The following is a 14,755-nucleotide window of genomic DNA, read 5'->3' as shown; positions in this document are numbered from 1 at the left end:
AGGGCGGCTACAGAGGATGTTAAGATACTCCGTTAGCCTCCAGACTGCTAGTCCCAGTTTGGCGGTTAGCTGTCCATTGCTGTTCGCGCAGCTTTGGGCAGTGCAACTAGATTTTTGGGCGACGCGGGCTGCCTCCTCTACAAGCAAGCAACCTCTCACTTCAAAGCGTAGCCGCAGAGGGGGGCCGCCGTCAACCGATTTTAGATTTTAGATTTTGGATCTTAGATTTTGGATTTACTCGTTACCAGCGTCAGCGGCTGGAAACCAGTTAGTTGGGCCGAAATGCTAAATTAAAAGTAATGTTGCTTTAGTACAACCATGTCCAAACGACTCACCATTGCCCAAGCACAGCAGCAGCTTCCAAACCTACCCCAAGAACTTATCAATGAGCCTATCATCATCACTCAAGATGGCGTTCCCGTTATGGCTGCAATGAGCTACACGCATTTGACTGAACTGTTAGAAACCTTAGATATTCTCACCGATACAGAATTCGTTACCAAATTGCGTCAAAGCATCACCCAAGCACGCCAAGGCGAAACTATTTCCTGGGAAAATGCCAAAGCAAAATTGGGACTATGAATCACGAAGAAAATGCGATCGAATATGAGATCCAGCTTACGCCACTGGCACTGGAAATGTTGGAGGCAGTCAAAGATCGACGAGAACAGGAAAAATTGCGCGATCGCATCGATCAACTAAAAGTTGAACCACAAAAGCAAGGCAAAGCCCTTGTAGATAACCTATCAGGATTTCGCAGCATCCGAGCTGTTGGACAGCGCTATCGTATAGTTTATCAAGTCGAACAAGATCGAGTTCTAGTTGTTGTCGTGGGACTAGGGAGACGTAAAGATGGTGACAAAAAAGACATTTACACCATCTTAGAAAAACTGTTAGAGCCGTGATTGTAACTTCTTATATCCGGCCTATTTAAGCCGAATAAATATCATTTGTATGGACACAACAGTGTTGTGTCCTTTGCCTGCGGTAATCTCACTCCTCGCTAACAGCCAAACCAGATACCACAGGGGCGATCGCATTTAACTTCAACACAGGATGCTCACCTTCCACCTGGCGGCAATTCCACTCATTTCTAAACAGCAAAACCGGCCTTCCCCAAGTATCTTTCACCGTCACCGTATTAAACAGCCGCCCAACTTTTTCCAGCGCCTCCCAACCGCCGTCCACCCAACGAGCTACACTGTAAGGCAACATATCGATCGTAGTTTCCACATTATATTCCGACTGCATTCTGAACTGCACCACCTCAAATTGCAACTGTCCGACAGCCGCCAAAATCGGTTCGCGTTTCGACTCATCAACCGAATACATAATTTGCACTGCGCCTTCTTCCTGCAACTCCGAAACGCCTTTGCGGAACTGCTTAAACTTAGAAGGATTGGGATTTCTCAAAAAAGCAAAAAGTTCTGGAGAAAAACAGGGAATCCCTTCATATTCCAGTTTTTGACCGGTGTAAATAGTATCGCCGATCGCAAATACCCCCGGATTGTTCAAACCGATCACATCGCCCGGATACGCAACCTCGATCGACTCGCGATCCTGAGCAAATAACTTTTGAGGTCTTGACAAACGCACCGTTTTACCACTGCGAGCGTGAGTCACGTTCATGTCCTTTTCAAATTTGCCCGTACAAACCCGAATAAACGCGACCCGATCGCGATGTCGAGGGTCCATATTCGCTTGCAATTTGAACACAAACCCGGTAAAGTCCTCATAAGTTGGCGGCAAGTCTCCGGCGGTACTCTTGCGGGCGATCGGCTTCATAGCGTAATCTAAAAACGCATCTAAAAACAGTTCGACCCCAAAATTACTCATCGCGCTGCCAAAGAAAACAGGCGTCATTTTTCCCGCCCGAACCAAGTCTAAATCGAGTTCAGTTCCCAACTCATCCAACAGTTCCAACTCTTCTTTGAGCTGATAGTAAAGGTCTTGTTCCAACAAATCCTCAATGCGCGGATCGCCCAATTCGATCACGGTATCAACAGCAGCGCGAGAACCGTGTTTAGTCCGCTCGAATAAGTGAATTTTGCGCCCTCTGCGATCGAAAACGCCTTTAAAGCGATCGCCCGTACCTATCGGCCAATTTACCGGATAAGTCTGCAACCCCAATTCCTTCTCAATTTCGTCCAACAAATCCAAAGGATCTCTGCTAGGGCGATCGAGCTTATTAAAGAAAGTAAAAATAGGCAGACTTCGCAGCTTACAAACTTCAAATAACTTCCGAGTTTGCGGTTCCAAACCCTTAGCAGCATCCTCCAGCATCACCGCATTGTCAGCCGCCGCCAGAGTGCGATAAGTATCTTCGCTAAAATCTTGGTGTCCGGGAGTATCGAGCAGATTAATGTGATAATTTTGATATTCAAACTGCAAAACAGTAGAAGTAATCGAAATTCCCCGCTGCTGTTCCATCGCCATCCAGTCAGAGGTAGCGTGTCGCTGAGCCCGCCGCGCTTTCACAGAACCTGCTTCGTGAATTGCACCTCCGTACAGCAGCAGCTTTTCTGTCAAAGTAGTTTTACCCGCGTCAGGGTGCGAGATAATAGCAAAGTTGCGCCGGCGCTCAACAGCAGTTAGCAGTTCAGTTTCGAGTTCTGTTGTCATCACAAATTAGGTAGGGGAATCATCACCCGATCGCCATTATAGCCTGTGCTACAGTTGCTATTAAAGGTAAAATTATCACTAAAGTCAAGGAAGAAAAGTAATATGTACGACTCGGACAAGCGGAAGCTGCTATCACTGGTGTGCCACGGGGCGATTTTTTTCAGCACGTTACTGTTCTCGATCGGAGCGCCGATCGCTGTATTGTTAGTATCAGATGACCCCGTTGTCAAAGACAATGCCACAGAAGCGATCAATTTTCACCTTAATGTATGGGTATACAGCGCTGTAATTGTGGCGTTAACTGTCGTCACTTTCGGTCTTGCCGGCTTTATCCTAGTGCCCCTAGGTTATCTGCTGCACTGGGGACTGACAATAATGGCTATCCTCCACGTTTTGCAAAATCCTAACCAACCTTACCGCTACCCTTTTATTTTCCGAATAGTTTAGACAGAAAATCGCGCTTCACCATCGATTTCAACAACCCGATTTCTTTAAGCAGAAACCGGGTTTTTAATTGTTTTCTAACTCACATTAAAACTTCAAAAATTAGAGTCCAATCAACTATTAATTATGGTATCTTCGCCCTGTTGCAGCGCTGTTGTGAACGCTAAGTTGATCTTCCATTGATGTCGGTTCCCACACTATGCTACCGCCTTTGGGTTATTTCGCAGAGTTAAGGCGGATGTTCGATCGCTCGGAACCATCATTTTTGCTTTAGCTGTGCTATTTTTGCATCGGGCGATCGTTGTCTTGAAATTTTCCATCAATTCTATCTCTACTAGGCGTATTAAAACTTAATACAATATTTTTCCAATAAAAATCCCGCTCTTGTGGAACGGGAAAGCCATCAGGGTGCATCTATATATATGTCACTATAACTCATAGGGGGTATAACCCCTCGTAGCTTTATCGAATCTTTACAATCAGCAAATCTTTGTAAAGATTGAGGTTTTTATTTGACTGATCAGCCGTTTTATGAAATTAAAATTGAAAATGCTGACATTTATAAAATCAAGTGAGTTTCCTCTGAATAATCAAAATTTTAAGCTCCCTTACCATGCTGCGGCAAATGGTGGAGCAAATACCATAAGACGGCTAGATTTGCGATAAATACTGCTAACTTAAGTACCGTGACCCCGTGAACTAATTCATATATTTCAGGGGGTATACTGATGCTTACCAGCACTAAAACTAAGATTGTTGCCCAGTCTTTTTCGTACCACAAACCAACGGCTTCAACAGCAGTTAATACTGCATAAAGTGCAGCAGCAAGTCCGCTAATCAGTAAGTTTTTAGGCTTAATAATTAGAAATTTATCTAAGATAAATTCAATAATTTTTAGTTTGCTTTCTAACAAATAAGATTGCGAAAAATCTTCTAAGAGTTGATGATTTTTTAATGCAAAAAACAAAGCAATCGAAGTTACTGTCAAGAGGGAAGCTACAAAGGTTTTGTAAAGGACAATTGCGATTAAAGCAGGAGCGTGATGTTTTTTCACCTTAATTCTAGAAATATCAATAATGTGCGATCGCCTGGTTAGCCTGTTTAGGACTTAAAACTAAAAATTCAGTAGAGTGCGTCAGCAATTAGCTAATCTATTCTATAAAAAATAACGCGCTGCTGACGCACCTTACTAAACTTGAGGATAACGTTGTGCTAAGAAAGAGAGAGCCGTAGCCCGATCGCCCAAATCGCCATCCAACTTCGCCGCCAGCAAATCATCCAACATTCGTTTAAACCCAGGCCCTGGCTTATAACCCAAAGCCTTCAAATCGTTGCCATTTAAAGGCGGCTCAACGTTCGCCCACCTGGTGAGATATTCCCAAATTTGGCGGCGTGCACTTCGCGGACTTTGTAGGGCGATCGCAATTAACACCGGCAACTCATAATTTCTCAACAGCAGCACCAATTGACTCGGCAAGTCGCACTTAGGCAAATTCTCTGCTAACTGCTTCTTTCCGGCTTCCAACACTTCCAGCCGCTTAATGCTGTCAGCAGGTAACTGAAGATTTGCAGCCACCTTGCCGCGATATTCCGGTGCTAAATAAGCGATTAAAACTTCCAGCCGCATCTGCCAATCAGGAATATTGATAATGGGGAATGGGGAATTGGGCATCGGGGATTGGGCATCGGGAATTGGGAATTGGGAATTGGGGATAGTTTGTTCCTTCTTCCCTCTTCCTTCTTCCTTTTCCCCTCTTCCCTTCTCCTTCTTCCTTCTATCCTTTACATCCGTTAAATCCGTTACAGAATCCGTTGCCGAACTTCCTTCTTCCTTCTTCCTTCTTCCTTCTTCCTTCTTCCTTCTTCTTCCATCCAAACACCGATCGAGCAAACGCAGTTGCCGCCACAACTCCCGATCCAACTCCAAACTAGGATGAATGCAGCGCAAAGCCTGCAAATCTCCCAGCATTTGCAAAGCAACTTTCCAGTAAGGAGCTTGCAAAATGTATTTCAATTCGCTTTTGAGCCGAGTTTCCAAAGCCGGAGCTCGGCCATTTTCCCCCTGAATTCGGTAATATATCCCGCTGGCCAAAGCGTTGCGGATGTATCCTTCCGTCTGCGGCTCAATTTCAAACCCCAACCGCACCGCAAACCGCACAGCACGATAAATTCGCGTCGGATCTTCGATAAAACTATTGGCGTGCAAAACTCGAATTTGCTTCGATTCCAAGTCCAGCAAACCGCAAAAAAAATCTAACAATTCGCCACTGCGAGGAATACCCAACCGCACAGCCAGCGCATTAATTGTAAAATCCCTGCGGTACAAATCTTGGCGAATTGAACTCGCTTCAACTTCAGGATTTGCAGCCGGATAAGGGTAAAATTCAGTGCGAGCCGTAGCGATATCCACCCACAGCGAGCCGAAAGCAGAGTCTTTGTGCCACAACAGCGCGGCGGTTTGAAATTGACCGTGAACGTCCAAACGCGCTTCGGGGTAAAGTTTTTGCAGCGAGGAAGCTAACTCGACACCAGCACCGGAATCGTCGGAACCGCACTTTCCATCCACAACCAAATCAATATCAGTGAGCGCCAGTGTATCATCCGTCGCTAAGAGTAAATCCCGGACTGCTCCACCCACAATATAAAGTTGCCAGCCACGGTTTTGGGCAATATTGGCGGCGATCGACAATAATTGCCATAATTCGGGACTGATGCGCGATCGCAACAACTGCTCAACCGATTCGGGCACAGCACAATAAGACAATTCTGCACTACTTCCCCTGTCTCGCGCTTTTTGCTGGTGCAATTCCCGCAACACGTCTGTGCGGGTAACAATTCCTACAAGTTGACCGTTTGCCAATACTGGCAAGCGCCCGATATCGTATGTCACCATTAAAGATTCAATTTCCGGCAGCAAGGTATCTGGGGCGATCGTTTTTAGCTGCGGAGTCATGTAACCCTTCACCGGGGCGTGACTGAAACCGTGGTGCAGGGCAATGTCAATGTCGCGCCGCGAGATAATGCCGGCAAGTCGATCGCCCGCATCGACCACAGAAAGCCCCGAATGTCCGTAACGTAGGAGGATACGGTGAGCTTCCCCCACCGATGTTTCCGGACGAATACTCCGCACTGGAGACGACATTAACTCGCGCGCTGTCGGAGGGTGGGGAATTTGAGCTTTGAGTTCGTCAGCCAACAGATTTAAAGTCAGCAGGGCGTCAACATCACGGGTGGCGAGGGAAGCGGCGCGGGCGTGGCCTCCCCCGCCGAAGGGTTTGAACAATTCGCTGAGGTTGGTTCCTTCGATGCGCGATCGACCGATAATAGTTAATCGATTGGAAACTGGCGATTCGGGATCGATGTTGCGGTTGTTTTCGTTTTCGCCAAATTTATAAACATTACCTAAAAGCAGAGCATCGGTTTCAGTTAAATCGAGCAAGCGAGAAGCCAGCGAAGAAAGTCCCGGAACATAAGCTTCAGTAGATAGCAGCACCCAGGCTATGCTGTAACCGTGCAAAGTTTCCGATCGCAAATTATTGAGCGCTTCTCTCAGCAAATCTTGCAATTGAGGAGACAAACCGGGTTCTACATATTCAGCGATTACCCCCAAACTCGCTCCTTGTTCCATCAACCACCCCAAAGCTATGGCATCTCGCGCAGTTGCGCCCTCAAAGGTGAGGGAACCTGTATCGACGTGGATGCCCAGGGCCATGACTGTTGCTTCCGAAGGCAGAAGGCGGGATGGTGTGTCGCTGTTTTCTGCTTGATTTTTGAGCTTTTCGACAATTAATGTAGTGGTGGCTCCGACTGCTTCGATTTGGGTAACAGTGGCCCGGATGTCTAAATGCGCCTCTAGGTGATGGTCGAAAACCTCAATTTCGCTCAGGTGTGGTAAATCAAGCCACTCGGCGGCTTTTCCCAAGCGATCGCGCCCAGAGGCATCAACTATACTAATCGATCGAATTTGTTGCGGATTGACCGATCGGCGTTCAATCAGTGGGTACTCGTCGCGGTGTAGCGCCAAAAAGTCCCGCACCGTCGGATGACACCCGCCCGTCAATACGATCCTGCTACCGGGGCGCAGCACGCAAAGTCCCACCGCCGCCCCCAAGGCGTCAAAATCTGCTGTTGTGTGGCACAAAACTAAGTCCATAGCCGAAAATCCCGCATCTCTAACTCAAACAGTAGCAATTTCTCGCCCTCTGAAACCGGATGTGTCGATCGGGCTTTAAGTTAACCTTTCCAGTTTTCTGTCGTGTAGCGAACAATGATAAAATTGATCGAAATCTCACAAGCCGCTGACGCCTGTTCGCGCAACGCCCGAATTTGCACGGGTTCTTTCCTATCAATCAACCGACAATTTCTCGATCGACTATCGGGAAACTGTCAAAAACTAGAATTTGGAAGATTTTTTCCGGTTCTGGGAAACTATTTCCGATCAACGCACGGTTATATCGAAAGGAGAAAAGATGTTATCAATTCTGTTTCAAGTGGTTTTACTGGGTCTGGTACTGCTGTCTTTTGTGATGGTCGTTGGCGTGCCAGTTGCTTATGCCTCTCCCCAAAACTGGAATCAGTCTAAATCCCTGATTTATGTCGGGTCGGGTCTCTGGTTTTTGCTGGTTATTGCAGTGGGTGTATTGAACTTTTTAGTCGTTTAATTTCACCCAAGTCTATCGAATAAAGAAGGTAAAAGATAGAAGGATGAAGGCATTCACCAGCGATTGAAAGGCATTCGGCAGAAGCTAGCAATTTTCCAGACCGCGCGATTCTGTATGTTTTTGCACTTGAGATTCAGATGAGATGCTGCTGCTTTCTGACTTTTGCCTTCTCACAAACAAAACTCTAAAACCTAAAAGCTAAAATCTAAACTAGAGCACTATGACTGTTTTCGAGGGAACTTTTACTCACACCGAATCTTTGCGATTTGCTATTGTCATCGGTCGTTTTAACGATTTGGTGGTTAACAAACTTTTGGAGGGATGTCAAGATTGTTTGAAACGCCACGGGGTTGATATTAATCCTCATGGCTCTCAGGTGGACTTTTTTTGGGTACCGGGAAGTTTTGAGATTCCTTTGGTGGCGCGCCAAGCTGCTCTTTCTCACCGCTACGATGCGGTAATTTGTCTGGGTGCGGTAATTCGGGGCCAAACTCCTCATTTTGATTTTGTGGCTGGTGAGGTTGCTAAGGGAATTGCTGCGGCTGCTTTTCAGACAGGGGTGCCGGTGATTTTTGGGGTGGTGACGACTGACACGATGCAGCAAGCTTTGGAAAGGGCTGGAATTAAAAGCAATTTGGGCTGGAATTATGCGATGAGTGCTTTGGAAATGGGTACTTTGATGCGCCAAGTTAAGGGTTTGGGAACACACTCTTACGGTCAATTAGCTAGCGGCTCTGCTGCTCAAGTGCTTTCGGGCGAAGCAAATCTGGCGATCGCCCCCGATGTATCATCGGATCAAATCCCCTCGTAAGTTCGGCTAGCAGTATTTTTAAGCTCAAAAAACATCAAGATTTGCATCGGGAAAAATCTTAAGACTCTTGTGGGGTGGTGATTATGCCCGCCCCCAAGGTAAAAATTCCACTTTGGGTCGATCGACAAATTAGACCAATATCTTGCCAATTGGAAATGGGTACTTTGATGCGTCAAGTTCATGCTTTGGGCGGAAATTATGACGCTCCATTACCTGCGTCTGCTGCTGTTCAAGTGCTGTCGGGCGATCGGGCTTGATTTATGTTCCCAGGAAAATTTCGTAATCTAAAATCCGGGTTCATTATTCCCTTTATTAACTAGGCATTAATCGGCTGATGGGATATTTAATTTGGTTGATAATCAACTGGAAATACGCAGCGAACCGGATCAAAAAAGATAAAGTGATTTCAACGATCGATCGCAACGAGTCGTTTTAATAGATGAGGCTGCTGTAATTTCGGGTTTTCCCGATTTGTCTCTGGATAATATGATATTAAAAAAAAATATCAAATTTTACTGAATCTGGTTGCATAAAGATGAGAAATTCGTTATGTTGAATTTTGTGTAAGCCTTGAGGCGGTCTCAAATCAATCCTCAAAAAGCTTTAAGTATAAATACTCGCTAAGCAGTATTTAACCTAGTCTTAACAAACAACTCTGAAAGTAAATTTTTAGGTGGATTGTTAAGTTCATATTAAATGACAAGTTGTCAAGTTAATGCCTAGGAAGTTTGCCAGCAAAAGGATGGAGAGTTTTGAAGATCGCCCAGATACTTACAGTTACTGATCAACATGAAAGTGCAAAAATCTTATGGGTGACATTCAAGCTACGTTTACATCTACCGATAGAGCTTTTCAAATTGAGGGGTACGAAAAAATAGATTTCAGCTTGCTCTACGTAGATGGTGCTTTCAAGCTGGAGAATCCTGAGATTGCGGATAGTTACCGCCAATTTGGTCGCTGTTTAATGGTTGTAGATGAAACAGTCTATGGTCTTTATGGTCCACAGATGCAGGATTATTTCAAGCATCACGAGATAGATTTAACAGTCTTTCCAGTTAATATCAAGGAACCTGATAAGACATTAAAAACTTTTGAAAGCATCATAGATGCCTTCGTTGATTTCGGACTCGTGCGGAAGGAGCCTGTTTTGGTAGTAGGTGGTGGATTGACGACAGACGTAGCTGGTTTTGCCTGCTCATCCTATCGCCGTCGGACTAACTACATTCGCGTACCGACAACCTTAATTGGGCTAATTGATGCCAGTGTGGCAATCAAAGTAGCTGTGAACCACGGTAAGCTGAAAAACCGCCTCGGCGCTTACCACGCTTCGCAGAAAGTAATTTTAGATTTCTCCTTTCTGAAAACTCTGCCGATCGACCAAATACGAAACGGAATGGCAGAGTTAATTAAGATCGCCGTAGTAGGCAACAAAGAAATCTTCGAGTTGTTAGAAAACTACGGCGAAGCATTGCTGCACAGCCATTTTGGTTATTTAGACGGCACATCTGAACTGCGGGAAGTGGCCCATCGCTTAACCTACAATGCGATTCAGTCGATGCTGGCCTTAGAAGTACCAAACCTCCACGAGCTAGATTTGGATCGAGTGATAGCTTATGGTCACACTTGGAGTCCGACGCTGGAACTAACACCGGAAATTCCAATGTTCCACGGCCATAGTGTCGCTATCGATATGGCTTTTTCGGCGACTATTGCCCAACTGCGGGGGTACATTTCGATCGCCGCTCGCGATCGCATCTTAAGATTAATGAGCCGCCTCGGACTAGCAATTGATAGCCCTTATCTGACATCAGAACTGCTCTGGAAAGCGACAACATCGATCAGTCGTACCCGTGATGGCCTTCAACGCGCTGCAGCTCCATGCCCCATTGGTGACTGCTTTTTCATGAACGATTTGACTCGAACAGAGTTGGATGAAGCCCTAGCCGTGCATCGAGAAATCTGTCATGGCTACCCGCGTCATGGTGATGGCGAGGATATGTATGTGGTATTGCAGAAAGTTGGAACTCGTTCCACAGCCGGGGTATGACCATGAGACCCGTTACCCCAGTCGGGATTTTAGCGGCTAAACTCGAAAGTCTCGCCTCGCAAGTAGAAAAAATCGATAATCTCGATCGAGCTTTCAAGGCCCAATTACAACAAGCCTACGAACTAGCCAATGGTCTCGATCAGTACCTGAATCTTTGTACCACGCCGGAATCTCCCGCCTTAGCCACGTTAGTAAAGCGCACCCAATCAGAAGATTGGAGTAAGCGATTCTCTGACGGCGAGACAGTGCGCCACTTGGAACAGGAAATGCTATCGGGTCATGTGGAAGGCCAAATGCTGAAATTTCTCGTCCATCTCACCAAAGCACAGCGCGTACTGGAAATAGGGATGTTTACCGGGTACTCAGCACTAGCAATGGCGGAAGCACTGCCGGTGGATGGAGTGGTGGTAGCCTGCGAAGTAGATGCTTATGTAGCTGAATTTGCCCAGAAGTGTTTTCACGAATCAACTGCCGGTCACAAAATCTCAGTCAAGGTGGCACCGGCTCTAGAAACCATGAAACAATTGGCCCAAGACGGGGAAGTCTTCGATTTGGTGTTTATCGATGCTGATAAAGCTGGATACATAGACTATCTCGATTTACTCCTAACTACCGGGCTGTTGGCTCCCAATGGCTTGATCTGTGCAGACAATACTCTGATGCAGGGACAGCCATATTTGTCGGGTACTGCTACTGATAACGGAGTTGCGATCGCCAAATTCAACCAGGCTCTAGTTGACGATCCGCGCGTAGAGCAAGTGTTACTGCCGCTGAGAGATGGATTGACCTTAATTCGGCGCGTTTAGTAGAACAAAACTTACTCATCAAAACCAAAGAAACCGGGTTTTTTGCCCTATTGGGCGGGCTGTAACGAAGTCCGATAGTCAAAAAACCCGGTTTCTAAGGGATGAGAATTAAATAAAATCCACTTTTCATGACTGTTGTGGGATGGGCGTCCCGCCCGTCCTTTCTGGGCGGGCGGGACGCCCATCCCACAAGAAAAAAGGGAAATTATTTAATTGACGATCCTAACCACCCGTGCGTAATATCAAATCCGCGCTTCATCCGCATGATTGATCTGTCTCTTCTGGAGACACGGCGCCAACAGCGTCATCTGCGGTTTAATCATTCAAAAACCACCGCTAATTAGAGTACCTACTTAGTAAAAAATTATGATCGAAACAGTTTCAGTTGCAGCGATGCCATCTGAACAGAAAACAAACACTGGGAATAGGCGCTTCCCGACAGCAGTTAAAACTATAGCAACCTTAATTTTGCTGCTATTAGTAATGCCCCTGAATATTGCTTTAACTGCGATCGCCCTACTGAGATCCATCATCATCAAACCGTTTCAGTCTCGAACGATCGCCGACTCTCCCCAAACGATTTTGATTAGCGGCGGCAAGATGACCAAAGCATTACAGCTAGCCCGATCGTTCCATAATGCCGGTCATCGGGTAATTTTGGTAGAAACCGAGAAATACTGGCTGACAGGTCATCGTTACTCTTGGGCGGTCGATCGCTTTTACACAGTACCAAATCCGCAGACAGAGGAATATCCCCAAGCACTCTTAAAAATTGTCCAACAAGAGAAAGTTAATGTTTACGTTCCCGTTTGTAGTCCAGTCGCCAGTTACTACGATGCCGAAGTCAAAAGGGTACTTTCTGGACACTGTACGGTAATGCACGTCGATGTCGAAACTCTGCAACGATTGGATGATAAATATGATTTTGCAAAAGCCGCGGCAGCATTGGGGCTGCGAGTTCCGAATTCCTACCGAATTACTAATCCCCAGCAAGTAATCGATTTTGATTTTAGTGATGCACAGCGTCCATATATTATCAAAAGTATTCCCTACGATTCTGTCCGCAGGTTAAACTTAACTAAATTACCCTGCGAAACCCCAGCAGAAACAGCCACTTTTGTCAACTCATTACCAATTTCCGAGAGTAAACCTTGGATTATGCAAGAGTATATTCCAGGGCAAGAATTCTGCACTCACAGTACAATTCGTGATGGTCATCTTCAGTTGCATTGTTGCTGTGAATCGTCGGCGTTTCAGGTGAATTACCAGAATGTCGATCGCCCGGATATCGAAAATTGGATTCGTCAGTTTGCCAAGAGTCTCAATCTGACTGGACAAGTTTCCTTTGATTTCATTCAGGCGGCGGATGATGGAGAGATTTACGCGATCGAATGCAACCCCCGCACCCATTCAGCCATCACGATGTTTTACAACCATCCTGATGTGGCAAAAGCTTATTTGGAACTCGACCCTTTACCACAGACTGTGCAGCCTTTGGCATCTAGTCGCCCGACTTACTGGATTTACCATGAAATTTGGCGGTTGGTGACTCATTTGCGATCGCCAAAGCTAGTTTATGAGCGGTTACAAATTATCGCCCAAGGCAAAGATGCCATCTTCGAGTGGGACGATCCGCTGCCGTTTTTGATGGTGCATCATTGGCAAATTCCCTTGTTGTTATGGGGGAATTTACAGAATCCGAAAGAGTGGATTCGGATTGATTTTAATATTGGCAAGCTTGTGGAAATAGGGGGAGATTGAGTATGTCTGTATTACGGGTTTTGCATTTAGTCGGCTCGGCAGTTAGCGATTTTTATTGTAATTTATCGCGCCTTTATGCAGAAGATTGTCTGAAAAATACGGCTAATTCAGCACTCTATGAATTTCATATTGCCTATATTTCTCCCGATCGCCAATGGCGTTTTCCTACCTCTCTCGATCCGAGTGCGATCGCGGCCGCTAATCCCATGTCTTTAGCGGGCGCTGTGCAGGTGCTGACACAGCTAAATATTGACGTAATGGTACCGCAGATGTTTTGCATCCCCGGCATGACTCAATACCGTAGCTTGTTCGATATGCTGAGTATTCCTTATGTGGGTAATCCGGCAGAGTTGATGGCGCTGGCTGCTGACAAAGCCAAGACTAGGGCAGTAGTAGCTGCCGCTGGGGTAAGTGTACCGTTGGGAGAAGTTGTCCGCGCGGGCGATCGACTTTCGATTGATTTTCCGGTGGTGCTCAAGCCACTGAATGCGGATAATTCTCTGGGAGTTGCCTTAGTTAAAAATGCTGCTGACTATGATGCGGCTTTGCAGACAGCATTGACTCATTCCGAGGAAGTGCTAGTAGAAAAATTCATTGAATTGGGTAGAGAAGTTCGCTGTGGGATTATTGTCCAAGCTGGCGAGCTAGTCTGTTTGCCGCTGGAAGAGTATGCTCTAGATGCTGATACCAAGCCGATTCGGAGTTATGCCGATAAGCTCAAACAAAATGACGATGGCAACTTGAGCTTGACTTCTAAGGATAGTACCAAGTCGTGGATAGTTGACAAGAGCGATCCGATTACGGAGAGAGTTTGGGCACAGGCTAGAAAATGCCACATCGCTTTGGGCTGTCGCGACTACAGTTTATTTGATTTTCGCATCGATCCCGATGGACAACCTTGGTTCTTGGAAGCGGGGCTGTACTGTTCTTTTGCCCAAAAAAGTGTGCTTGCGACGATGGCAAAAGCATCGGGAATTTCTCTGGATACTTTTTTTGAGAGTATGCTGCAAAATGCCTTACAAGGTCGATCGGGTACAACGCTGCAACAAGTAATATAAATTCGGGTGGCACGGCAATGATGGTTGAGCGCTGACAGTCTATAGCAATCCTAAATGATTTATGATATAATAGCCAGGAGCAGTATAGCCTTGATCGGATAGATGAGGTATGATGTAACTGACAAGAACTAAGTGAACAATATAGAAGCCAAAAAGGTCATGCAGCTCTAATTAAATGTCGCGCTCGCAGCAGCCGATCAAGTCACAGCAGCCGAAATTGTGTGTTTCCGAGCTAGTGATGATATTTTTATTATTTTAAAATTTTTGCCGTTTATATAACTTAACTGAGTGAATAATTCTTTTAACAGTTCGATAGGTTTTATTCTACTAACTCATAGGAAACCTCTACAAATTTACAGGCTAATAAATCAATTAAATAGAATGTTTAATTATCCTCTAATTGTGTGCCATCATGATTTTTCAAAATGTGATTTATCTGTAGATGGTCTGCCAAAAAATGTTTTATTACAATACTCCGGACAGTTTTTAAAGAGGGATGCGAGCGCAATACAGCAGAGAGGTGAAAACAGTGAGTGCAATCTGAA

General features: G+C 45.7%; 13 protein-coding genes. 10 read left to right on the top strand and 3 right to left on the bottom strand.

Features of this window, described 5'->3' with window-relative positions:
- The first annotated feature begins 318 nt into the window (after nucleotides 1-318).
- Both QUB08_RS27185 and QUB08_RS27180 read left to right on the top strand, forming a co-directional pair.
- Nucleotides 319-582, top strand: a complete 264-nt coding sequence (locus tag QUB08_RS27185; protein WP_333202989.1) for a prevent-host-death protein — start codon at nucleotides 319-321, stop codon at nucleotides 580-582.
- On the top strand, nucleotides 579-905 hold the full coding sequence (locus QUB08_RS27180) for a type II toxin-antitoxin system RelE/ParE family toxin (protein ID WP_333228791.1): 327 nt from the start codon (nucleotides 579-581) through the stop codon (nucleotides 903-905). The genes QUB08_RS27185 and QUB08_RS27180 overlap by 4 nt, the downstream gene beginning before the upstream one ends.
- An 88-nt stretch (nucleotides 906-993) precedes the next feature.
- Here QUB08_RS27180 and prfC read toward each other — a convergent pair whose 3' ends face one another.
- On the bottom strand, nucleotides 994-2,622 hold the full coding sequence (gene prfC / locus QUB08_RS27175; RefSeq protein ID WP_333228789.1) for a peptide chain release factor 3: 1,629 nt from the start codon (nucleotides 2,620-2,622) through the stop codon (nucleotides 994-996).
- A 102-nt stretch (nucleotides 2,623-2,724) separates the two neighbouring features.
- Between prfC and QUB08_RS27170 the strand changes: the two genes are divergently transcribed.
- On the top strand, nucleotides 2,725-3,069 hold the full coding sequence (locus tag QUB08_RS27170) for a DUF4870 domain-containing protein (protein ID WP_333228787.1): 345 nt from the start codon (nucleotides 2,725-2,727) through the stop codon (nucleotides 3,067-3,069).
- Between the two features lie 595 nt (nucleotides 3,070-3,664).
- Here QUB08_RS27170 and QUB08_RS27165 read toward each other — a convergent pair.
- A complete protein-coding gene (locus QUB08_RS27165) occupies nucleotides 3,665-4,120 on the bottom strand; it encodes a DUF2127 domain-containing protein (protein WP_333228785.1) in 456 nt (151 codons plus the stop codon).
- A 135-nt stretch (nucleotides 4,121-4,255) separates the two neighbouring features.
- Nucleotides 4,256-7,219: a CBS domain-containing protein gene (locus tag QUB08_RS27160; RefSeq protein WP_333228783.1), complete on the bottom strand. Its 2,964-nt coding sequence runs from the start codon at nucleotides 7,217-7,219 to the stop codon at nucleotides 4,256-4,258.
- A gap of 316 nt (nucleotides 7,220-7,535) precedes the next feature.
- Here QUB08_RS27160 and psbZ point away from each other — a divergent pair, with 316 nt between their 5' ends.
- From psbZ to QUB08_RS27125, 7 genes are all read left to right on the top strand, one after another.
- The gene (gene psbZ / locus QUB08_RS27155) at nucleotides 7,536-7,727 is read left to right on the top strand and encodes a photosystem II reaction center protein PsbZ (protein WP_190735314.1); all 192 of its coding nucleotides are present in this window, start codon (nucleotides 7,536-7,538) and stop codon (nucleotides 7,725-7,727) included.
- Nucleotides 7,728-7,947: 220 nt separating this feature from the next.
- On the top strand, nucleotides 7,948-8,538 hold the full coding sequence (gene ribH / locus QUB08_RS27150) for a 6,7-dimethyl-8-ribityllumazine synthase (protein ID WP_333228781.1): 591 nt from the start codon (nucleotides 7,948-7,950) through the stop codon (nucleotides 8,536-8,538).
- A gap of 83 nt (nucleotides 8,539-8,621) precedes the next feature.
- Entirely contained in the window at nucleotides 8,622-8,795 is a 174-nt protein-coding gene (locus QUB08_RS27145) for a hypothetical protein (protein WP_333228780.1), read from the top strand.
- A 551-nt stretch (nucleotides 8,796-9,346) separates the two neighbouring features.
- Nucleotides 9,347-10,585, top strand: a complete 1,239-nt coding sequence (locus tag QUB08_RS27140) for a sedoheptulose 7-phosphate cyclase (protein ID WP_333228778.1) — start codon at nucleotides 9,347-9,349, stop codon at nucleotides 10,583-10,585.
- Between the two features lie 2 nt (nucleotides 10,586-10,587).
- Complete coding sequence (locus QUB08_RS27135; RefSeq protein ID WP_333228776.1) at nucleotides 10,588-11,391, top strand: class I SAM-dependent methyltransferase; 804 nt, start codon at nucleotides 10,588-10,590, stop codon at nucleotides 11,389-11,391.
- Nucleotides 11,392-11,757: 366 nt separating this feature from the next.
- Entirely contained in the window at nucleotides 11,758-13,152 is a 1,395-nt protein-coding gene (locus QUB08_RS27130; RefSeq protein ID WP_333228774.1) for an ATP-grasp domain-containing protein, read from the top strand.
- 2 nt (nucleotides 13,153-13,154) lie between these two features.
- Nucleotides 13,155-14,210: an ATP-binding protein gene (locus QUB08_RS27125; RefSeq protein ID WP_333228772.1), complete on the top strand. Its 1,056-nt coding sequence runs from the start codon at nucleotides 13,155-13,157 to the stop codon at nucleotides 14,208-14,210.
- Nucleotides 14,211-14,755 lie beyond the last annotated feature (545 nt).

The sequence above is a fragment of the Microcoleus sp. BR0-C5 genome (genome assembly GCF_036705045.1).
Lineage (GTDB): Bacteria > Cyanobacteriota > Cyanobacteriia > Cyanobacteriales > Microcoleaceae > Microcoleus.
The sequence above is the reverse complement of the archived record's forward strand: the minus strand, read 5'-3'. Positions and strand labels throughout refer to the sequence as shown.